Source organism: Caballeronia udeis (assembly GCF_044909315.1).
Classification (GTDB): Bacteria; Pseudomonadota; Gammaproteobacteria; order Burkholderiales; family Burkholderiaceae; genus Caballeronia; species Caballeronia udeis_A.
Genome location: NZ_JBIYEB010000010.1, coordinates 201,027 through 221,576 on the forward strand (window position 1 = coordinate 201,027; position 20,550 = coordinate 221,576).

The window sequence follows — 20,550 nt, forward strand, 5'->3', positions numbered from 1 at the left end:
CTATCGCTATCGGGCAACCCCCTCGACAAGGAACTCGGCATGCTTGTTGGAATACGCGAGGCAACGGCCGGAGACGCGCAAGCCATTGCCACGATCCACGTGGACGCATGGCAGGCGGCGTATCGGGGAATCCTGCCCGACGCCTACCTGGCGAACCTGATCGTGGCGCAGCGTAGCGAGGCATGGCGCAAGTCGATCATCGCGGGAAGGCCCCGGGTCCTGATCGCTTATGCCGATGTTCATTCCGATACCCCTTCAAATGCCCCCGGAACAATTCTCGGCTGGGTCGCATTCGGCGACTCGCGGGACGGCGACAAGGATCATCGCTGGGGCGAAGTGGAGACGCTTTACATCGCCCCGTGGTGTTGGCGCAAGGGCGTTGGCAGGCGCTTGATCGACGCCGCGCGCCACACGTTGTGGTCCGCCGGATATACGGACGTCGCGCTTTGGGTCCTGCTGGACAACCGCCGTGCGCGGGCCTTCTACAAACGCAGTGGCTTTGTCTGCGATAACTCGAGCAGGGGTGTTCAACTCGGCGGCAAGTGGCTGACCGAACTGCGATACTGCTGCCCGCTTGGGCGGACCTGAACGACCGCTTCATCCACACGGGAAAACAGCGTGGCACGCGACGAAGGCCTGGAAGAATGTTCGGCGGATGGGCGTGGCTGAAGTACGGCAACCTCCTGTGCGGCGCCCGCGACGACGGCATGCTGGTTCGCCTCGGCAAGGACCGGGATACCTGGGCACTGAAAATATCCGGCATTGTTCCGATGACCTCGCGTGGCCGGCGAATGAATGGCTGGGTATGGGCCGCTTCGGAAGCCTATGGTAACGACGTGCTACGCCGCAAGCTGATGGACGCCGCGCTTGAATTCTCCCGGTCTTTGCCGGGGAAATAGCCGGGCAAACAATTTGACGCTACAAAGCCCGAAGGGAAGTCATACAATCCTGTGGATGTATTACACAGAAGATCACGCATGCAAGCCGACAACCGACTTCCCCGATATCAACGCCTGCGCGACGAGCTTGCGTCGAAAATAGCAGCGCGCCGCTGGCAACCCGGCGAAGCCATTCCCACAGAACAGGAACTTGCCCAGAGTTTCGATCTCGCGGTAGGGACCGTGCGCAAGGCGATCGACCTGCTGGTCGCCGAAGGACTGCTCGAACGCTACCAGGGCCGCGGCACGTTCGTCCGGCGCGCGAGCTTCGACGGTTCGCTGTTCCGGTTCTTCCGCTTCCAGAGCAAGTCCGGCGAGCGGCGAATTCCGAAAAGCCAGATTCTGAAGCGCAGCGTGGTGGAGGCGCCGGCCGCCGTCGCGGCCACGCTGCAGATTGCGCCCGGCGCCAACGTGATCCAGATGGCGCGGCTGCGGCTGATCGAGGACGCGCCTGTACTAACCGAGGACATCTGGCTGCCGCTCGACCGGTTTGCGGCGTTCGCCGACCTGCCGCTCGACGCTATTGGCGACCTGCTTTATCCTGTGTACGAAGCGAAATGCAATCAGGTGGTAGCGTCGGCGACGGAAACCCTGACGGTCGAAGCCGCGAGCGTGAAGCACGCGAAACTGCTTGGCATCGAGAAGGGAACGCCGATCGTGGTGATCGAGCGGCTGGCCTATGGGTATGACCGCCATCCGCTCGAATGGCGTCGTTCGCGCGGACCCGCGAGCCAGTTCCTGTATCAATCGGAGATCCGCTGAGGCACGCGCGAAGAAGCGCGCTCAGGCCTTCCCGCTTATGCGCTCACGCTGAAAATCGCGAGCGCGTCTTTCAGCGACTTCGCCTGATCTTCCAGCGATTGCGCAGCCGCCGCGGCTTCTTCCACCAGCGCAGCGTTCTGTTGCGTGACCCCGTCCATTTGCGTGACGGCGGTAGCGACCTGGCTGATCCCGCGGCTTTGCTCGCCGGAGGCCGCCGAGATCTCGCTCATGATGCTGGTCACGCGCTGAACGGCTTGCGTGATCTGCGTCATCGTCGTGCCGGCTTCTCCCACCAGCCCCGAGCCTGCGTTCACCCGTTCCACCGATGTATCGATCAAACCCTTGATCTCTTTTGCCGCGCTCGACGAACGTTGCGCGAGGCTGCGCACTTCGCCGGCCACGACCGCGAACCCGCGGCCTTCCTCACCGGCACGAGCCGCTTCCACGGCCGCGTTAAGCGCCAGGATGTTGGTCTGGAATGCAATCCCTTCGATGATCGTAATGATGTCCGCGATCTTCGCCGAACTCTGCGAGATATCGGCCATGGTCGAGATCACGTTGTTGACCACCGCGCTCCCGTGGCTTGCAATGGTTGACGCGCTCGCGGCAAGCGTGGTCGCCTGGCTGGCATTGTCCGCGTTGCGTTGAACGGTGCCGCTGATCTGCTCCATGCTCGCCGCCGTTTCCTGCAGTGAAGCAGCTTGCTGCTCGGTGCGTGCCGACAGGTCGGTGTTCCCTGCGGCAATCTCGCCGGCCGCGACGGTAATCGATTCCGCTGAATGCCGGATGTGTCGCACGGTCGTCGCGAGTTCGGTCTGCATGCGGCGCAACGCGCCTTGCAACCGGCCCATTTCGTTGTCGCTTTCCACCATGATCGGGGTATGCAGATCACCGCCGGCGATGCGCTCGAAGTCGGCCGCCATCGCCGTGATCGGCTTCACGACCAGACGTGTCAACGCGACCCTGACGGTGATGCCGATCACCAGCGCCAGCAGCGCGCAGGCGACCAGTACCGTATTCACGATGTTCGCGGTAGTTTCCGCCCCTTCGAAACGCTGCTGCGCACGCGACGATACATAGCCGAGCAAGGGCTGCGAAAGCTGGTCGAACTGGTTGTAGAGCGGACTGCTGAACTGCATCTGGATGCGCTTGTACGCGTCAAAGTCCTTCGCTTCGAGCGCGTCGAACTCCGGCATGATGCCCTTTTGCATCATCGCGGCATGCTTGGCGGCCGCGTCGGCAATGAGCGCCTGCGCGTCGCCCGATACCGGCAGCGCCGCGAACGCACCCCACTGCTTTTGCGATTCATTGCAGTATTCGTGCGCTGTGGCCAGTTGTTTTGCGGCGGCGTCGGCCTTGTTGTCGGCAATCAGCGATTCATACCGGTTCTTCGCCGAACGGCAACGCAGCAGCAATTCGGAACTGCGGGTCAGCGCGGTGCTGCCCGCCAGATCGTGCTCGTACATGCCGCTAAGCGCCTGGTTGGCGCGGCCCAGCGAAACAAATGCACACGTGCCGACAACGAGTACGAGCAAGACAAACACGCTCGTCGCAAGGGTCAAGCCTGTCTTGATTGAAAGGTTCCTAAGCACTGTCCGTCGACCTCATTGATATGAACATATATATGTTTAACGGATCGAAAGCGGAAGACTTGAGGGTTTTTTCCTTGCTTCTGGTCAGGTGAAGTGGAACAGCTCCGCAGGCGTGTCGATCAAAACGGCCCGCCGATGGGACTCGTCGGTGACAAGGCGATACAGATCGTGCAGCGCGTGCCGTGGATTGCAGACGTGTTCGAACTGGGTATGCGGCCAGTCGGTGCCCCAGAGCAGGCGGTCGGCGCCGAAAGCGGGCAGCAATTCGGACCATGCGTTCGCGCTCGTGGCGAAGGTGGCTTCGGGATTCGCCGGTTGCGCACTCACCCGATATGCCGCAGATACCTTGACCCACACGCGCCGTGTCTGGCCCAGCAGGACCAGGTAAGCGAAGCCGGGATCGCTGACGCCGAGCGCGGGATCGAAACGCCCGAAATGATCGATCACGATCCGCGCGCCGCTTGCCAGCAACGCGGGCGCCACCAGATGCAAGCGGCCTGCGTCGATCTGCATTTCGAGGTGCCAGTCGAGCGCGACCATGCGTGACAGCAATGCGCTCCAGTGTGGATCGGCGAAATCGGGCAGTTGGGTGCCGATCAGGTTGGCGCGGATACCCACCACCCCCCGCGCATGCCAGCCGTCGATAGACCCAGGCGCGTGGGCCGGATCGGCCATGACGACTCCGCGCAACTGCTGCGGATGCGCGTCGAGACACGCGAGCAGATAGCTGTTGTCGAAGCCGAGGAAGCTGGGCTGGATCAGCACGCCATGCGACATCCCGATGCTCGCAAGCATGGCCTGGTAGCGCTCGAGCGTGGCGTCGTAGGCCGGCGCGTAACGCCGCCCGGGCGCGAGCGGCAGGTCCCGCGTGAAAACATGGGCGTGCGAATCTATGCCGGTGACGAGACTATCGTTCATCACGGTCTATGCCGGAACGTCTTCGCTGAGCGTGCGCCCGCGCGTTTCGGGCAGCATCATCACGCTGACGGCGACGATTGCATACGCGAAAGCCGCGTCCACGCCGATCGCGAATCCGAGTGAATACTGCGAGGCCAGATGCCCCACCATGACGGGGAACCCCGCCGACACGACCCGGCCGAAGTTATAGCAAAACCCCACCCCGGTCCCGCGCGTGCCGCGTGGATAGAGTTCGTTGAACAGCGCGCCCATGCTGGCCGGAATGCCGGCGGCGAAAAAACCCAGCGGGAAGCCGAGCGCGAGCATCGCGTGATTGGAGAGCGGCACAAACAGGTAAACGATGACTGTCCCCACGCAGCATACGGAGAACAGCAGGATGGTCTGGCGGCGCCCGATCCGGTCGAGCAACTGCGACGCGGCCAGGCAGCCGAAGAAAAACGCCGCGATGATCACCGCCAGATAACCGCCGGTACTGAGCACCGAAAGATGCCGCTCGGTCTTCAGGTAGGTGGGCAGCCACGTGGTCAGCGCTGAATAGCCGCCATGTGCGCCCACGCCCAGCAGGCCACCGATGAGCGTCATGCGTATGACGTCGGGCGCGAAGATCGACAGAAGCGGCGTGCGCGCATTCGCGCCCGTGAGTGCCGCCTCCTTGCGTGCGGGCGCCACGGGTTCCTTCACGTTGCGGCGGATGTAGATGATCAGGAGCGCGGGCAGGATGCCGATGCCGAACATCACTCGCCACCCTATATCAGGCGACATGAGCGAAAACACGGTTGCGTAGAGCAGCACCGCCGCGGCCCAGCCGACGGCCCACGCGCTTTGCACGGCGCCCATCGCCTTGCCGCGATGCTCGTTGCGGATGGTCTCGGCCATCAGCACCGCGCCCGCTGCCCATTCGCCGCCGAAGCCAAAACCCTGCAGTGCTTTCAACACGATGAACTGCGGATAATTCTGCGCGAACGCTGACAGCAACGTGAAGACGGAGAAAAAGACGACAGTGACCTGCAAGGTTTTCACACGGCCGTAACGGTCCGCTGCCGCACCGCAGATCCACCCGCCCAGCGCCGACGCCACCAGCGTAACGCCGCTCACCAGACCTGCCTGGGTCTTGCTGATGCCCCATTCCGCAATGATCGCCGGGATGACGAGACTGAACATCTGGACATCGAGGGCGTCCAGCGCCCAACCGCCGAAACACGCCCAGAACGTGTATCGCTCACCTTTAGAAACCTGCCGGTACCAGGAAAACATCGAGTCTCCGTGCGTCTTTGTCTGCTTGAGTAAATGAGGCGTGCCGAGATTGAGGACTGATCAACCAATCGTTAAAACATATATATGTTTATATGAATGATTGGTTCGTGGGATAGGTGTTTACCCGTTATCGGCAGATGGCGCTCAGACTTTAGACGGAGTTTTTGACAGTTTGCGCGTTGAGCGGAGCATGGCGCGCACGATGTCTGCCAGCTTGCCTACGGCCTCGTGGTCCGTGCGGAAGCCCGGCCGTGGCTCTAGTTTTAATGGCCTTATTGGATCTATGAAGGGTGCCAGCACCCATCTATTCTGCGTGCAGCTTCCGCTCGCCGACGCGCGAACCTTCAACCACACCAGGCACCCGATATGAACGAAGCCATTCATGTACGCCCCGTTGAGATATCCGATTTCGCCGCCTGGAAACCGCTCTGGGATGGCTACAACGCTTTCTATGGCCGCCACGGCGAAACGGCTTTGCCGCTTGAAATCACCCGGATGACATGGTCACGTTTCTTCGATGCCTATGAGCCCATGCATGCGCTGGTCGCGGAGAGTGCTGGAGAGTTGATCGGGCTGACGCACTTTCTTTTTCATCGAAGCACGATCCAGCTGGGGCCGAGTTGTTATCTGCAGGACCTGTTTACTGCGGAGGCTGCCAGAGGAAAGGGCGTAGGCCGCAAGCTGATCAACGGGGTTTATCAACACGCGCAGAACTCAGGCGTGGAGCGCGTGTATTGGCACACGCAGGAGACCAACACCACGGCGATGCAACTCTACGACAAGGTCGGCGAGAAGCAAGGATCCGTGGTCTATCGCAAGCCGCTATGAGGCAGCTGCCGCTTAAGCCAGCCCCCGCTCCGCGAGGCGTTGGTAGAAGAGCAGGTCAAGCTCCGGCGCGCGTCCGGTGAGACCGGTCAGCAGCCCATGCACCTGACCCCGGTGATGCGTCTGGTGATTGAACCAGTGCGCCAGTGCAGGCGCGAGAGGTTGCGTGATTGCTTCCGGCGTGGAGACGCGCCGGTACGTGATCGAGCCTTCCATCGAAGTCTCGTCAAGCCCCGTTATATATCGCACGATCCGGGCGTCCTCCGCTTCACGCGCATCGCGCAGCGGCTCAAGCTGCTCGAAGAGGATTGCATCGAGCCGCTCGGGTGGCTCACCCTCGCCGGTAAAGCGAAACATCCATACGCGGTCGGTCACGAGCAAGTGATTGAGCGTGCCGTGAACCGACTTGAAAAACGCGCCGCGATCTGCCCGATAGTCGGCGTCGCCCAGGAGGGCGGCTGCATCGAAGAGACGGGCGTTTGCCCATGCGTTGTAACGCGCGAATGTGTCGAAGTGCTGTTTGAACAAGCCTTGCATGTCGTCCTCCTTGCGGCTCCATGACGTTCGTACCGTACGGATATTAATATTGATAAAGTTGACGTCAATCTTGATTCAATTCATCAATGTGAGACTTTCATGGCATGGATGACAGCGGCCGAGGCCTTGAGCGTGATGAACGTGCGCGCGCAGACGCTGTATGCGAACGTGAGTCGTGGAAAAATCCGCGCGAAGCCCGACAAGACAGACCCTCGCCGCAGCCTCTATCACCGGGACGATGTATTGCGGATGGCCGAGCGGCGCAGCGGACAGCGCAAGGTCGCGAAGGTGGCGGCCCAGGCTATTGACTGGGGCGATCCCGTTTTGCTGTCCGCTATCTCGACGGTATCGAACGGGAGGTTGTGGTACCGCGGGCGGGACGCTATTGAGCTTGCAAACACGGCGACGTTCGAGGAAGTCACGGGCATGTTGTGGGACACCGATGAGGTCTGCATCAAGACATCAACGGTACGCCGGACTGCCGCCACTGATGATCCGCTAACGGCGAGTCTCGTCGCCTTGGCCACGCGTAGCGCGCGTGATTTGCCATCGAGCGGACGTACGCCCGCCGTGCTGCGGGACGAAGCCGCCAGCGTGCTCGCGACGCTCGCACAAGCCATCCTTGGCCCGTCCGCTTCAGCAGGTGAGCACGCGGTCAGCGAGCGGCTGGCTGTATCGTGGGGATGCGGCGAGGCGGAAGACGCGATCCGCCGCGTCCTCGTTTTACTCGCCGACCATGAACTGAATGCATCGACGTTCGCCACGCACGTCACCGTCTCCACCGGCGCGTCGTTATCGGCGGGGGTGCTGGCGGGCCTTGCCACGCTCACCGGGCCGTTGCATGGAGGCGCGTCGACGGCCGTTCGTGCATTGATCGAGCTGGCAACCGGCATTGGCCCGGAAGCGGCCGTGCGCAACTGGCTCGCGCAAGGCCGGGTGTTTCCAGCATTCGGCCATCCGCTTTACGCCGATGGCGATCCCCGGGCGAGTGCCCTGCTCAGCACCGTGAGCGTACCGCCGCTTTACGCGGAGCTTGCCGCGTGCGTGGAGAAAGCGGTGGGTGAGCGCCCGAACGTCGATTTCGCGCTGGCGGTTCTCGCTTCCGCTTTCGATCTGCCGGCGCATGCGCCGCTCTCGCTCTTCGCGCTTGCACGCTGCGCCGGCTGGCTGGCTCACGCGTTGGAGCAAGCGCAAACAGGCCACTTGATCCGGCCTCGCACACGTTATGTCGGACTACCGCCGAAGCCCGCGCAGTGAGCCCGGTGGTGCAGCAAACGCAGCAAATCAGGCATCCAGGTCGATCGCGACTTTGCCGAAGTGCGCCGCGCTTTCAAGGAACCGGTAAGCGTCGACGGTTTGCTCGAAGCCGAAGGTTCTATCGATTACAGGCTTGATACCCGTCGTGGCGATGGCGCGCACGGCATCGGCGAGATTCGCTGTCGACCCCGTGTTGCTGCCCACAATATTGAGCGTCTTCAGATTGATGGGCAGGATGGGAATGGAGAGCGCCATCCCGCTGACAAACCCCACCACGAAGATCGTGGCCGTCACCGCGGCCGCGTTAAGCGAGCGCGCGAAGGTCGCCGGCCCGACCGTTTCGACAATCAGGTCCGCGCCTGCGCCGTCGGTCGCGATGGCTCGGTCGTATCGCGACGGGTCGCGGCCCTCGAAGCGCGCCTGGGGATCCGCCTGCTCGAGCGTTCTACGCGCCGCGTATCGCCGACTGAAGCGAGTGTTCGTTTCCGCGACCGGATGCGCAATGCAATGGACATGGTGCGCGCCGCCGAGGACGAGGCGCGTGCGATGGCCGCGGCGCCCACGGGCCTGTTGCGGCTGACGCTGCCTGTCACGTTCGGACGCATGTGGATCGCGCCGCGCTTATCCGAGTTTCTTGCACGGTATCCGGCGGTTCGCGTCGAGGCACTCTATGCCGACAGATACACCGACCTGATCGCCGAGGGCTTCGATGCCGGAATCCGGGTAGGCGAGACGAAGGACACCCGGCTGATCGCCCGCCGCCTCGCGATGACGAGCCGGCTTCTTTGCGCAGCGCCTTCATATCTGGATCGGCGGCCCGCGCCGAGGGAGCCGGACGACCTGTTGCGTCACGATTGCATCTGCTTCACGCGGCTGACGACGCATCCGGTGTGGCATCTGCATCGCGAGGGCAAGAAGCGCACGGTCAGGATCGCGGGAAGGCTGGAGACGGACGATGCCGAGGCCGCTCTCCAGGCGGCGCTCGCGGGCACGGGCATCATCATGGCGGCTGACTGGCTGGTGGCGCGGGAACGGGCGGACGGCCGGCTCGTGCCGGTACTGACGGACTGGACCGTGAGCGGGGAGTCGGGGGTCGGCGTGGTCCGGCCTTCGGTTCAGCATGAGCCGGCGAAGACCCGCGCGTTCGTGGATTGGGTGCTGGGTGTGTTCGCCGATCCGCCGTGGCAGGGGCCACGGTAGGCGGCGACAGGATCTACAGAGCGCGGCGGCGGGAGAGAAGGCATTGAGGCCAATGCCGCTTGTTCATCTACCGCCGCTCCAGATTTACGCCGCGGTTCGGTTGAACGCGTTCGGACGTGCTCGCTGGGCCAGGTCTTGCAATAACCGCTGCACGCGGTGTTGCTGTACCGCCACAAGGTTGTTCTCATTCACCAGGGCACGAAGCCGGCTTTCCCAGTACCCCTGGTCCATGCCGTGGACGGGTCCGGCAGGGTTGGCACGCACGATGGTCCGAACCATGCGCTCAATATGGTCAAGTTGGCGATCGGCTAAACTTGCGGGCAGCAAGTTGCCGGGGACTCCCAGGTTAGGCCACGGTACTTTCTTTGAAGTGCTCATTTGCTGATATCTCGTCGTGCTTCGCTGAGCTTCTCAGGAAGGGTGCTGCGATCAATTCGTCCGGACATCGCCCGCCAGGCCGCTCGCCTCGCCAGTGAAAACGGCGATGAACGAGGGCGGCGGTCCCGTTTCCGGTACCACGGCCCTTCGATGGAAAAAGCCTGCAATTCCCGCTCGCAATGCCGTAAACCAACCATGTCCTCTCCACATTTCGGAAGGGACAGCGATGTTATTGATGTGAAGATATCGCAAGGGTTTAACCGGACTTGACCGTATGTCTCAGTTCTCGAAATAAATTGTTCACCGCGTCCCATGCTGCATGGAATGGTTTTTTTGGGGCGCCATCAGGTACTCATCATGGCTTCGAATACCGATCGGTACGGACTCGCTGAAGCTGCTGCGGAGCATCGAATTGTCCGCAGCAGCTTCAGCACGTACGCGTCAGAGCTCAACCAGCAGATGCTCGCCTGGCGTGATCGCGTCGGGCATGTCGTGGATGTCCTGCCCTCGAAGGAGCAGATCGCCGACGGCTTTCTCGGCCGTATCGACCGGTATTCGGTCGGCGATTTCACTTTCACGGACGCCGTTACCGACGCTATGACGCTTGAACGCTCGGTCGCGAGAGTGTCCACCGACGAGCGGCGCAGCTACGCTTTCCACATCTTCGTGCAGGGGAAGATCAGCACGGAAATGGGCATGCAGAAGAAGCGCGGCGCTGCGGATTCGACGGAGGGGTTAATCGTTTTCGACCTGGACCAGCCGTTTCGCGTCGAGCGCTCTGCGTGCCACATGTTGACGATGTTCGTACCAAGAGAGGTCGTCGAGGCCGCGTTCCCCGGCGCGGATTCCATTCATGGCCGCGTGGTCGAGCACGGAGCGCCGCTGACCCAGCTGGTGGTGAATCACGCGCTCGCGCTGAGCCGCGACCTGCCGGGAATGGGCGCGGCGCAGGCGGCGCATGAACTGGATGCCGGCGCGCAGTTGCTGCTCGCGGCGTTCCGGAAGCAGGCGAGTTTGACAGGCGATGCTCGTGCAGCCGTGCAGGCGGCCGTAATGAGCCAGGTGCGGCGGTATGTTGAAGCGAATCTCAACGAGCCGGATCTTTCGCCTTCGAGCGTAGTGGAAGCGCTGCAATTGAAGCGCGCCACGATCTACCGCTGGTTCGAGCATGAGGGCGGACTGGGGGCGTATATCCGCAACCGTCGTTTGCGTGAGGCCGCCGACGAACTCGTCCGCTTCCCACGCCTTCATATCCTCGATATTGCCTACGGGCTCGGTTTTAGCAGCGCGTCGGATTTCACGCGGGCGTTTCGCCGTGCTTACGGCATGAGTCCGCAAGATACGCGTGCTCGCGCACTGGAGTTGCAGCGGGCGAGCAAACTGGATCTGCTGTCGTCGTATGGGCCTGGCGGCAAATAAAACGCCGAACCGATAATACGCTACCCGCTCAGTCGAGCGTCCTTTCAGGAAAGCGCTGCAGGGCGAACAGCGTGACGCACGTGGCGGCGATCAGATACCACGCGGGCATCATCGGGTTGCCGGTCGCGGCGATCAGCCACGTGACGATGAGCGGCGAGAAGCCGCCGAAAATCGCCACGCCGAAGCTGTACATGATGGACAGCGCGGCGGCGCGATGCTGCGGCGCGAAGGCCTCCAGCATCATCACCGTGCTTGCGCCGGCGTTACTGAGCGCGACCGCCACATATCCCAGGATGATCAGCAGCGCAGTGACATCGCCTACACCCATCCTCAGGGCGAGGAAGGCCGGATACGTCATCACCAGACAGATCACGAGCGTCATGTACTGGATGGGTTTGCGCCCTGGCTGACGATCGGCAATTTTGGCCAGCAGCGGGTTGACCACCAGGATCACGAGACCTGAGAGGCTCGCGGTCAGCAGGCTGATGACGGGCGGGCGATGCAGCGTTCGCACCAGATAGCTCGGCATGTAGAACACCGTGATGTAGATGCCGATAGACGGCGCGGCCATCATCAAGGTTCCGTAGAAGAGCGGGCGGCCGTGCTCCGCGAGCAGGGTGGCGAGCCGGGGGCGCTTGGGTACATCGACGACGACCGAAGGCATCCGCCGGCGCAGGTACCAGCCGACAGGGCCGATCAGTCCACCGAGCATGAACGGAATCCGCCATCCCCATTCCTGCATGTCGGCAGGCGAGAGCCACGCGGTTGTGATCGCGCCGAGCATCGCGGCGGCAAACGCGGCAGCGCCCTGGCTGGCGCCGCGCCAACTGGTGAGATAACAGCGGCGGTTGCGCGGCACCGATTCCATCAGTACCGCCGACGCCGGTCCGATCTCTCCGCCTGCCGCGAGCCCTTGCATGAGCCGCGCGAGAACCATCAATACCGTGGCAGCCGGGCCAATGGAGGCAACCGTCGGCAGGCACGCGATCATCCAGGTACCGAGTGTCATGAGCGCAAGCGACCACGCCATGCCGGCTTTCCGGCCCCGGCTGTTGGCGATCTGCCCGATGATCATGGCCCCGAGCGGACGCATGACGAAACCCGCGCCGAAGGTGGCCAGCGACAGCAGCAGCGAGGACAGCGGGTCGTGCGACGGGAAGAACAGTTTGCCGATGATGACGGCGGAGAAACTGTAGACCGTAAAGTCGTATGCGACAAACGCGTTCCCGATGATGGTAGCCACGACAATACGTGCCGGTCTGGCGTTCGGGGTGCGGGTCAGGGGATCTGCTGCGGGGTGCATGGGCGCGGTATGGGGGATTGCATCTTTCTGCTCGGGGCATGGCTTTCGCCGTGCCCGGCGAATGATAAGGCAACCGGGATACTCGCGCTTGAACCCGGTCTGCAGCCGGCAGCCACAGGGACCAACGGCTCCAGGCGAAACCCCTACGGCAATTGCGCGGCCAGCGCGTCAAATTCGTTGAGCCACTGGACTCTCCACGCGTCGCGCGTCACGTTACCGACCCATGCCCCATCGATTCCATTCAGCATGAAACCCCGCAAATCGCTGATACCGAATCCGAAATGACTGAACATCAGCTCCCACGCTTCACTCGGGTTCACCTTGTGCAGCGCCGGGTCATCGGTATTCGGATGGATCTTCAAACCCAGTCCGGGCATGCGCCGGATCGGATGAAGCTCGGCCCATTTCTCCGGCGGCAACGTCCGCAAATAATAAGAGTTGGTCGGCACCACCGTGAACACCAGACCGGATGCGGCATATTTGGCGGCTAGCGCGGGATTGTCGACGATCGTATAACCGTGGTCGACCCGGTCCACCTTCAGCAACTCGACCGCGGTCTCCACATTGCGCCACGGCATGCCGAACTCGCCCGCATGAGCGGTGGTCCTGAAGCCCGCTTCCCGGGCGTTGCGATAGGCCTTCCAGAACAATTCCGGCGGCCGGTCGTTCTCGCGATAATCCACGCCAATGCCCGCGACTTCATCGGCGCGATGGGACTTCATCCACTCGACCAGGGTCACTGCTTCGTCAGGATCGGCCTCACGGTCAATACTCGGAATCAGCAGAGCGGACATTCCGAAGTCCCGTGATGCGTCGCGAATCGCCGCGACAATGCCCGCCTGTGCGTCACCGTATTCAATCTTCGATACCCGCACGGTACCGGTCGGATTCCAGAAAAATTCGGCGTGGCGCACGTTATGCGCGGCGGCGTCCTCCAGATATTCGTAGGTGATGCGGCGCAGGTCATCGGCATCGGTGAGCAGGTACTCGTCGAGCGCGCGCAGTACGCGCAACACGCCGACCGGCTTTTCACCACGGGTATAAAACGCATCGATCTCGGCCCGTTCGATGGGTGCGTGGCTTTTTTCGGCCAGCGCGATAAACGTCTCGTGCCGAACTGCGCCGAGCAAATGGCAGTGCAGTTCGACCTTCGGGATTGCCTTGAAGAATGCCCGGTGCGCCGGCGTGGTGCTGATGCCGGTGCGTGAAGCGGGCACGTTGCCAAATGTCTCGTTCATATTGTTGGTACTTGCGGTAGTGCGGGATTAATGGTGCTTAACAACGGTCCAGAAGTAATAACCGAGCGGAATGGCCAGCACGACAAGGCCCCAGGGGACTTCCTTGAACCGTCCGGCAAGCAGCTTCACGATCACGAAACACAACAAGCCGCCCGCAATCCCCGTGCCGAAACTATTCGACATCAGCGTGAGCAGGACCATTGAAAGGACCGGGAAAGCATCCGTGAAATCGTCGAAATGCGCGTGGCGGATCGTGCTGAACATCGACAGGCCGATCAGGATCAGCGCCGGCGCGGTGGCTTCCTTCGGAATCGCGAGCGCGACCGGCACGAACAGGAGCATCAACGCGAACATGCCTGCCGCAGCCAGCGACGAGAGCCCGCTGCGCCCGCCCGCTTCCACGCCCGCCGCCGATTCGACCAGCGCGGTCAGCGCTGGAATTCCGAACACGGGGCCGAGCGTGGCCGCGATCGAATCGACGAGGAACGGCCGGTTGATATTCGGCAGGTTGGCGTTTTCGTCGAGCAGGTTCGCTTTGGCGCCGACCGCGAGCGTCGTGCCGAGGGTCGAGAAAAATTCGGCGGCGAAGAACACAAACAGATAAGGAATGGCCGCCACCGTCAGCGCGCTTGGAATATCCAGCTTGAACGCGACGGGCATGATGTCGTGCGGCAACGAGATCATCGATTGCGGCAGATGCGTCACACCAAGCGGTACGCCTGCCGCGGCTGCGATCAGGATTGCCCAGAGAATGGCGCCGGGAATGCGCCGTCCCTGCAATACCACGGCGGCGGCCAGGCCGATCAACGCGACGATGGTTCCGGGCCGCGAAAAATCGCCGAGCGCGAGGGCATTGGTCTTTGCGTTCGCGATCACCATGCCCGCGTTGCGGAATCCAAGCACCGCGATAAAGAGCCCGATGGATGCGCCGAGACCCAGCTTGATCTGCGCCGGAATCAGCCGCACGACCAGACTGCGCGCGCCGACCAGCGTGAGGATAAGAAACAGCACGCCGGAGATGAACGCAATGCCGAGACCTGTCTGCCACGCGACATGTTCGGTTGCCGCCAGCGTCACGCCAAGGATCACCGAGCCGCCAATTCCAGGCCCGACGATAAACGGCAGGTTCGTATAAAGCCCCATGAAAATGGTGCTCAAAACGAAAACGATGATGGTCGACGTGGTCGCCGCGCCGCGGTCCATGCCGCCCGTTGCGAGCAGCGACGGGATCACGACGAGCAGATACGCCGCCGCGAGAAACGACGTAATGCCTGCGAGCGTCTCAATGCGCACGCTGGTATTGCGTGCGCTCAATGCGAAGCGGCGATCCAGCCAGCCGCTCGATGTTTTTGGTGCGGCGAGGTCGTTCGATGCCATCGAAGATTCCTTGTTCACTATTATTTCCTTTGCAGATTCTGGCCTGGACGCGCTTTATACTGCGGCGCATTGTCCCCAAGCGGTGGCGCTTCATGTCCGATCGTTCGTCCCTCCTGCCCGCGCTGACGCTGCGGCAAGTGCAGTATTTCGTTGCGCTCGCCCATGCGCGCAGCTTCACACAAGCGGCGCAATCGCTCTCGCTGACACAACCCGCGCTGACCGCCGCGATCCGGCAGATCGAGTTCCTGCTCGGCGGCCCGTTGTTCGCGCGTTCCGCTCATCGCCTCACGCTGACCGCCGCCGGGGCCAGCGTACTGCCGCTCGCCGAACGCCTGCTCAACCATGCGCGCGGTACCTTCGACGACATGGCCAGCACCTTCGCCGAGCGCGTGCAGACGGTGCGCATTGCGATGATTCCATCGGTGGCGGGGCGTCTGCTGCCGGTGTTGAACGCGTTCCGCGAACAACGGCCGTCGTTGCGTTTCACGCTCACCGACCTGCCGAACACCGCACTGATCGACGCTGTGCGCGATGGTGTCGCGGATATCGGCATTGGCGTGCATGAACCGGAAGCGAACCACGAGGCCCTGCGTTTCAAGGACGTCTTCGAAGACGAGATCGTCGTGGTCCTGCGGCGCGACGACCCGCTCGCCAAACGCAAGACCTTGCCGTGGGCGAAGCTGGTTGGCCGCGACCTCGCGGTGTTCGTGCGCGGCAGTGTAAGCGACGCACTGCATCGCACGAGTGGCGACGAAAAGCTGCGTCTCTCCGTGGCGTACCGGATGGAATACTCCGAGCCGCTGTACGCGTTGGCGCGCAACGGCCTTGCGATTGCGGTGCTGCCTAGCCTCTATACGCTGCATCTGCATGATCCCGAACTCGTGGCGCTGCGTCTCGACAAGCCGCGCGTCACACGTGCCATCGCGTTGATCTCGCTGCTTGGCGAGGATCGCGGCCCGCACGTGAAAGCGGTCTGGGACTATATTGCCGCGCACATTTGAACCTTGGGTGCACGGCGGCTCAAGGCAGCGTTGCAATGCTCGCGCGTAACGCGGCGTAGAACGCATCGGCGTCGACATCGGTGATCCAGGTCGCGTTCGGCGCACGGCCGCTATGGCCGCTCCAGTCGACCACCGTTTCGCCCAGCGTCCATTGTCCGGTTGTTTCCACCACCACGTTGACCATACGGCCCTTGAACAAGCTCGGGTCGACGAGATAGCCCGCCGCGGTGGGGTCGTACATCGGCGCTTCTTCCGCACCGCGCCGGCCCTTCTGATACTTCACCTCCGCCGCCATGATGTCCGCGACGATCGCGCCGCAGCGGTTGCCAATGGCGCGGAAGGGCGCAATGCGTGCGGGTGTGATGGGCGCTTTCACGGCGACATCGCGTGGCAGCACGACGATCGGCACGCCGCTCGCAAACACAATACTGGCTGCTTCCGGATCGACATAGATGTTGAATTCGGCGGCAGGCGTGATGTTGCCGCGCTCGAAGAATGCGCCGCCCATCAGCACGATTTCGCGCAGGCCTTCGCGTATTTCCGGCGCTTCGGTGAGCGCGGCGGCGAGGTTGGTCAGTGGTCCGATCGCGCAGATCGTCACGCTGTGCGGCGGGGCCGCTTTCAATGTCTCGACGAGATACGCCACCGCGTGTTGCTGCGCGACCGGCGCCAGCGGTTCGTGCAACTCCACGCCCTCAAGTCCGGTCTTGCCATGCACGTTCGCCGCGGTGATCAACGGGCGCATCAGCGGACGCGGGCAGCCTGCGTACACCGGCAGGGTCTTCGTCTGGCCGGCCCAGTCACGCACGATGCGCGCGTTGCGCTCGGTCAGGTTCAGCGGCACGTTCCCCGCCACGGCGGTCAGCGCACGCAGGTCCAGCCGGTCGCGCGCACCGAGTGCGAACAGGATGGCGATAGCATCGTCCTGACCCGGATCGCAGTCGATGATCACCGTGCGGCGCTCGTTCGCCGCCTGTGCAAGCGGGTTGAACAGCGCACCGGCAGTCAGCGCCGCCGATGCCTTGAGGAACGTGCGGCGAGGAAAGCAGGAAGTTTGGCTCATGTTCAGAATACGTGGCGCATGCCGATAGTTGCGACGAGTTGGCGTGTCGTGGTCGACCGGGCGAAGGCGAAGATCTGCGCATGCTCGGCGTCGCCGGCAGCCAGCTGGCCGATCACCGTCAACGCCACGTCGGTACGCTTCGAGAGGAAATAGTCCGCCTGCAAGTTGACCTGATGCCACTGCGGCTTCTGGTTGATCACATCGTACTTGCCGTCCGTGTAACCGTAGGCCGCGCCGAGGAACAGCGACGGGGTCATGGTGTACACCACGTTCACGCCGAAGTTCTGCAAGTGCAGGTGGGAGTTGTCGAGGTAATCGTAGCGGACGTCGGTAAAGAGCGCAGCGAATTGTGCCTTCCCGATGGTGTAGAAACCGCCGGTGCCCGCAATGCGCTGTTTGCTCGCGAACACGGACGGGTTGGTCGCGCTCTTCGCGAAGATCAGCAGCGAAGACGCGTAGTCATTGGAGATCGCGCCGTCCTGATTCGTGGGGCTGTACGGGTGGTTGTACTGCGCGTAGACCGCGCTCCACTTGAGCGGGCCGTTCTCGTAACCCACGCCGAAGCTGTACGCGTTGTTGTCGCCGAAGCTGGTCGAGTTGCTGAAGCCATAGACGGCGGTGGCCTTCAGCCCGCGATAATCCGGGCTCACATACTTGACCGAATTCTGGAAGCGGATGTCGTTATAACCGTTGTCGTTATCGCCAATATTCACGCCGTTGCTCGCAATGATCACCGGGCCGATGTAGTCGTGGATCGTGTCGTACTGGCGGCCGAGGGTCAGCGTGCCGTAGGTTTTATCGGCGAGACCGACGTACGCCAGCCGGCCGAATTCGCGGCCGTTCTGCGAGGCCGTGCCGCTCATGATGTTGAAACCGTTCTCAAGCTGGAACACCGCGCTTAAGCCACCGCCCAGGTCTTCCCGTCCTTTCAGGCCCCAGCGCGGATTCTGGTTCGTGCCGCTCAGCGCCTCGTAAGCGTTGTGACCGCCCTGGTTGGTCGCGAAGCCGACGCCCGCTGAAATGAGGCCGTAAAGGGTGACACTGCTCTGTGCATACGACGACGCCGTGAAGGCGCCCAGCACCGCGAGGGGAGCAAGCTTGAGAAGTTTCATGGTGGTCCGGTGGCGAGTGGATGTTGTTGTCGCGCTCGTTGTTTGCTGCATGGCGCGTTGTGACTGCATCGGACTGTACAAAGCTGAAAACCATAAAAATAATTGTGTTTTCTTATAAACCCATCAAATGGATTTATACAAGGCGGTTTGAGCGTGGGAAGCGTGCGCGCGGGTCGTGGCGCACGGAGGGGTGCGTCCGTACGTGTTTCAGGCGATGCCTTGCTCCAGCATCGGCATGCTGCGTAAGCGCGCCACGTCGCGGCCCGGCGGCGCGCCGAACAGGCGGCTGTATTCGCGGCTGAACTGCGACGGGCTGTCGTAGCCGACCTCGAATCCCACCGCGGCGACGTCGCCCGATTCCGCAAGAAGCCGTGCACGCGCTTCCTGCAGGCGTATGCGCTTCTGATATTGAAGCGGGCTCATTGAAGTCACCGCGCGGAAGTGGCGGTGAAACGACGAAACGCTCATGCTCACCAACCCGGCCAGATCTTCGGTCGCGACCGTCTCGGCGTAGTGGCTGCGGATCCAGCGGATGGCATGGCTGATCTGCGACAAGCGGCTATCGGCGAGACCGATCTGCCGCACCATCCCGCCCTGTTCGCCCGCAAGCAGCCGCCACAGGATTTCGCGCTCGAGCATGGGCGCGAGCACGCAGGTGTCTTCAGGGTGCTCCAGCAGTCGAAGCAGGCGCACGACCGGATCAAGCAATTCCGGCGATGCCTGGCTGATGGCAAAACCCAGAGATTCGGCGATGGTCCTGTCGCCGCCCGTGGTCTCCAGCAGCAGCGTGGCAATGGTCGCCGGCTTCAGCACCATCCCCATCGCGAGAAAGGGTTCGCGCTCGCTGGCCTCGATTACGTGCCCGGTGATCGGCAGATCGACGGACACGACGAGGTATTGCCCCGCGCGGTACTCGAAGACCTTGTCGTTCAGCACCGTGCGTTTGGTGCCTTGCGCGATGACGGCAAGCATGGGTTCGTACACATGGTGGATCGGTTCGGTGGTTGTGCTGGAAGCCATGACCGCGACGCCCGGCAGCGCTTCGACCATCATGTCGGCGCGGGCGTGGCGTTTGATCAGCGTGCGAAGTTCGGCGAGATGTTCCATCCTTCCACGGTAAGGGCCGAACGTTCGGGACGCAAGCACCGTACGCATGATTCGCCCAAGCTTGGCAGGATTGTGCAAGAGCTTGCGAGAATTGGTCTATCGCCGGGAAGGCGCGCGGTGGTTTTATTGACGTCAGGCCAACCCGTCAATTTTCAGGAGAAACATTATGTCGCTGGATTCCTACGTCACGCTCGGCCGCTCCGGTCTTCGCGTCAGCCCGTTTTGCCTCGGCACCATGACCTTCGGCGAAGACTGGGGCTGGGGCTCGAGCCCCGCTGAGGCAGAAACCATCCTTGCCGAGTATCTCGACCGGGGAGGCAATTTCATCGATACCGCCAACATCTACACCGTCGGCCATTCCGAAAAGATCATCGGCGACTTCTTTGCGCGGCAAAAGGGCCGCCGGGATCGCACGGTCATTGCCACGAAGTTCTTCGGTAACCTGCATCGCGGAGATCCGAATGGCGGCGGCGCCGGACGCAAGGCGATGGTCGAGCAATGCGAGGAATCGCTGCGCCGGTTGCAGACGGACTACATCGACCTGTACTGGATGCACAACTGGGACCGCACGGCGCCCATTGAAGAGACGATGCGCGCAATGGACGATCTCGTGAGAGCGGGCAAGGTGCGTTACCTGGGATTCTCCGATGCACCCGCCTGGAAGGTCGCGCAGGCGCAGATCATTGCGCAGTTCCGAGGCTGGACACCGTTGATCGCGATGCAGATTGAATACTCGCTTCTGCAGCGGACCGTGGAAGGCGAACTGACGCCGATGGCGCAAGAGCTCGGCATCGGCGTGATGCCGTGGAGTCCTCTCAAGAACGGCTGGCTGTCGGGCAAATACAGCCGTGAGAATGTGGGTGCCGTTGCGTCGGATCGCGGTTCCCTGGTTGGCTTGCCGGGCGAGAAGGATTTTCAGGTTATCGATACGCTGACGGCCGTTGCCAAGGAAGCGAACGCCACTCCCGCGGCGGTTGCGCTTGCGTGGCTACAAAGCCGGCCGGGGGTGACATCGACCATCCTGGGTGCACGCCGGATCGACCAGTTGCGGGCGAATCTTGCCGCGCTCGACCTCAAGCTGACTGACGCGCAGATCGCGGTGCTCAACGAGGTATCGAAGCCCGCTCTCAACTTCCCCGCCGATCTCAACCGCGATCTTTCGCCGAGCTTTGCGTTTGCCGGCGCGACTGTCGACGGCCAGCGGACTGCAGTCTTGCCCCTGCTGACCGAAAACGCACAAAGATATTGACGGCGTTTGGGTAATGGCGC

Annotated in this window: 21 protein-coding genes and 1 pseudogene; 10 read left to right on the plus strand and 12 right to left on the minus strand. The window is 62.5% G+C overall.

Annotated features, from left to right (window positions below; all coding sequences use genetic code 11):
• The first annotated feature begins 39 nt into the window (after window positions 1-39).
• From ABH944_RS18345 to ABH944_RS18355, 3 genes are all read left to right on the plus strand, one after another.
• Entirely contained in the window at window positions 40-588 is a 549-nt protein-coding gene (locus tag ABH944_RS18345; protein WP_404608016.1) for a GNAT family N-acetyltransferase, read from the plus strand.
• A 56-nt stretch (window positions 589-644) separates the two neighbouring features.
• Window positions 645-899, plus strand: a complete 255-nt coding sequence (locus ABH944_RS18350) for a cold-shock protein (protein WP_404608018.1) — start codon at window positions 645-647, stop codon at window positions 897-899.
• A 78-nt stretch (window positions 900-977) separates the two neighbouring features.
• Window positions 978-1,700, plus strand: a complete 723-nt coding sequence (locus tag ABH944_RS18355; RefSeq protein WP_404608019.1) for a GntR family transcriptional regulator — start codon at window positions 978-980, stop codon at window positions 1,698-1,700.
• Window positions 1,701-1,735: 35 nt separating this feature from the next.
• Here ABH944_RS18355 and ABH944_RS18360 read toward each other — a convergent pair whose 3' ends face one another.
• The 3 genes from ABH944_RS18360 to ABH944_RS18370 form a co-directional block, all read right to left on the minus strand.
• On the minus strand, window positions 1,736-3,292 hold the full coding sequence (locus tag ABH944_RS18360; protein ID WP_404608021.1) for a methyl-accepting chemotaxis protein: 1,557 nt from the start codon (window positions 3,290-3,292) through the stop codon (window positions 1,736-1,738).
• Between the two features lie 84 nt (window positions 3,293-3,376).
• A complete protein-coding gene (locus ABH944_RS18365) occupies window positions 3,377-4,210 on the minus strand; it encodes an amidohydrolase family protein (protein WP_404608022.1) in 834 nt (277 codons plus the stop codon).
• Window positions 4,211-4,216: 6 nt separating this feature from the next.
• Window positions 4,217-5,464, minus strand: a complete 1,248-nt coding sequence (locus ABH944_RS18370; RefSeq protein ID WP_404608024.1) for an MFS transporter — start codon at window positions 5,462-5,464, stop codon at window positions 4,217-4,219.
• A 366-nt stretch (window positions 5,465-5,830) separates the two neighbouring features.
• On the opposite strand from ABH944_RS18370, the gene ABH944_RS18375 reads away from it, so the two are divergent.
• Window positions 5,831-6,292, plus strand: a complete 462-nt coding sequence (locus ABH944_RS18375; protein WP_404608025.1) for a GNAT family N-acetyltransferase — start codon at window positions 5,831-5,833, stop codon at window positions 6,290-6,292.
• A 12-nt stretch (window positions 6,293-6,304) separates the two neighbouring features.
• Here ABH944_RS18375 and ABH944_RS18380 read toward each other — a convergent pair whose 3' ends face one another.
• Window positions 6,305-6,826 carry a DinB family protein gene (locus ABH944_RS18380; protein WP_404608027.1) on the minus strand — a complete coding sequence of 174 codons (522 nt, stop codon included), beginning with the start codon at window positions 6,824-6,826 and terminating at the stop codon, window positions 6,305-6,307.
• Window positions 6,827-6,925: 99 nt separating this feature from the next.
• Between ABH944_RS18380 and ABH944_RS18385 the strand changes: the two genes are divergently transcribed.
• Window positions 6,926-8,083 (plus strand): citrate synthase, encoded by a 1,158-nt coding sequence (locus ABH944_RS18385; RefSeq protein ID WP_404608028.1) that lies wholly within the window; start codon window positions 6,926-6,928, stop codon window positions 8,081-8,083.
• A gap of 27 nt (window positions 8,084-8,110) precedes the next feature.
• Here the strand turns inward: ABH944_RS18385 and ABH944_RS18390 are convergent, their stop codons facing one another.
• Window positions 8,111-8,461, minus strand: a complete 351-nt coding sequence (locus ABH944_RS18390) for a zinc-binding dehydrogenase (protein WP_404608123.1) — start codon at window positions 8,459-8,461, stop codon at window positions 8,111-8,113.
• Between ABH944_RS18390 and ABH944_RS18395 the strand changes: the two are divergent.
• Window positions 8,459-8,545, plus strand: a pseudogene (locus tag ABH944_RS18395) (LysR family transcriptional regulator); the annotation flags it as partial. The gene ABH944_RS18390 and the pseudogene ABH944_RS18395 sit on opposite strands and share 3 nt — an antisense overlap.
• Window positions 8,546-8,578: 33 nt before the next feature.
• A complete protein-coding gene (locus tag ABH944_RS18400) occupies window positions 8,579-9,283 on the plus strand; it encodes a substrate binding domain-containing protein (protein ID WP_404608125.1) in 705 nt (234 codons plus the stop codon).
• A gap of 84 nt (window positions 9,284-9,367) precedes the next feature.
• Here ABH944_RS18400 and ABH944_RS18405 read toward each other — a convergent pair whose 3' ends face one another.
• Window positions 9,368-9,661 (minus strand): hypothetical protein, encoded by a 294-nt coding sequence (locus ABH944_RS18405; protein ID WP_404608029.1) that lies wholly within the window; start codon window positions 9,659-9,661, stop codon window positions 9,368-9,370.
• 357 nt (window positions 9,662-10,018) lie between these two features.
• On the opposite strand from ABH944_RS18405, the gene ABH944_RS18410 reads away from it, so the two are divergent.
• A complete protein-coding gene (locus tag ABH944_RS18410; RefSeq protein ID WP_404608030.1) occupies window positions 10,019-11,080 on the plus strand; it encodes a helix-turn-helix domain-containing protein in 1,062 nt (353 codons plus the stop codon).
• A 28-nt stretch (window positions 11,081-11,108) separates the two neighbouring features.
• Here the strand turns inward: ABH944_RS18410 and ABH944_RS18415 are convergent, their stop codons facing one another.
• The 3 genes from ABH944_RS18415 to ABH944_RS18425 all read right to left on the minus strand — a co-directional run bounded on the left by ABH944_RS18415 (window position 11,109) and on the right by ABH944_RS18425 (window position 14,998).
• On the minus strand, window positions 11,109-12,323 hold the full coding sequence (locus tag ABH944_RS18415; RefSeq protein ID WP_404608031.1) for an MFS transporter: 1,215 nt from the start codon (window positions 12,321-12,323) through the stop codon (window positions 11,109-11,111).
• A 203-nt stretch (window positions 12,324-12,526) separates the two neighbouring features.
• Window positions 12,527-13,621 carry an adenosine deaminase family protein gene (locus tag ABH944_RS18420; protein WP_404608032.1) on the minus strand — a complete coding sequence of 365 codons (1,095 nt, stop codon included), beginning with the start codon at window positions 13,619-13,621 and terminating at the stop codon, window positions 12,527-12,529.
• Window positions 13,622-13,648: 27 nt separating this feature from the next.
• Entirely contained in the window at window positions 13,649-14,998 is a 1,350-nt protein-coding gene (locus tag ABH944_RS18425) for an NCS2 family permease (RefSeq protein ID WP_404608127.1), read from the minus strand.
• 92 nt (window positions 14,999-15,090) lie between these two features.
• Between ABH944_RS18425 and ABH944_RS18430 the strand changes: the two genes are divergently transcribed.
• Window positions 15,091-15,999 carry a LysR family transcriptional regulator gene (locus tag ABH944_RS18430; RefSeq protein ID WP_404608034.1) on the plus strand — a complete coding sequence of 303 codons (909 nt, stop codon included), beginning with the start codon at window positions 15,091-15,093 and terminating at the stop codon, window positions 15,997-15,999.
• A gap of 19 nt (window positions 16,000-16,018) precedes the next feature.
• On the opposite strand, the gene ABH944_RS18435 is transcribed toward ABH944_RS18430, so the two are convergent.
• The 3 genes from ABH944_RS18435 to ABH944_RS18445 form a co-directional block, all read right to left on the minus strand.
• Window positions 16,019-17,062, minus strand: coding sequence for a nucleoside hydrolase (locus ABH944_RS18435; protein WP_404608035.1), 1,044 nt, complete (start codon window positions 17,060-17,062; stop codon window positions 16,019-16,021).
• Window positions 17,063-17,064: 2 nt separating this feature from the next.
• Window positions 17,065-18,174 carry a porin gene (locus ABH944_RS18440; RefSeq protein ID WP_404608036.1) on the minus strand — a complete coding sequence of 370 codons (1,110 nt, stop codon included), beginning with the start codon at window positions 18,172-18,174 and terminating at the stop codon, window positions 17,065-17,067.
• A 207-nt stretch (window positions 18,175-18,381) separates the two neighbouring features.
• Window positions 18,382-19,281, minus strand: coding sequence for an AraC family transcriptional regulator (locus ABH944_RS18445; RefSeq protein ID WP_404608038.1), 900 nt, complete (start codon window positions 19,279-19,281; stop codon window positions 18,382-18,384).
• A gap of 166 nt (window positions 19,282-19,447) precedes the next feature.
• Between ABH944_RS18445 and ABH944_RS18450 the strand changes: the two genes are divergently transcribed.
• Window positions 19,448-20,530: an aldo/keto reductase gene (locus ABH944_RS18450; protein WP_404608040.1), complete on the plus strand. Its 1,083-nt coding sequence runs from the start codon at window positions 19,448-19,450 to the stop codon at window positions 20,528-20,530.
• Window positions 20,531-20,550 lie beyond the last annotated feature (20 nt).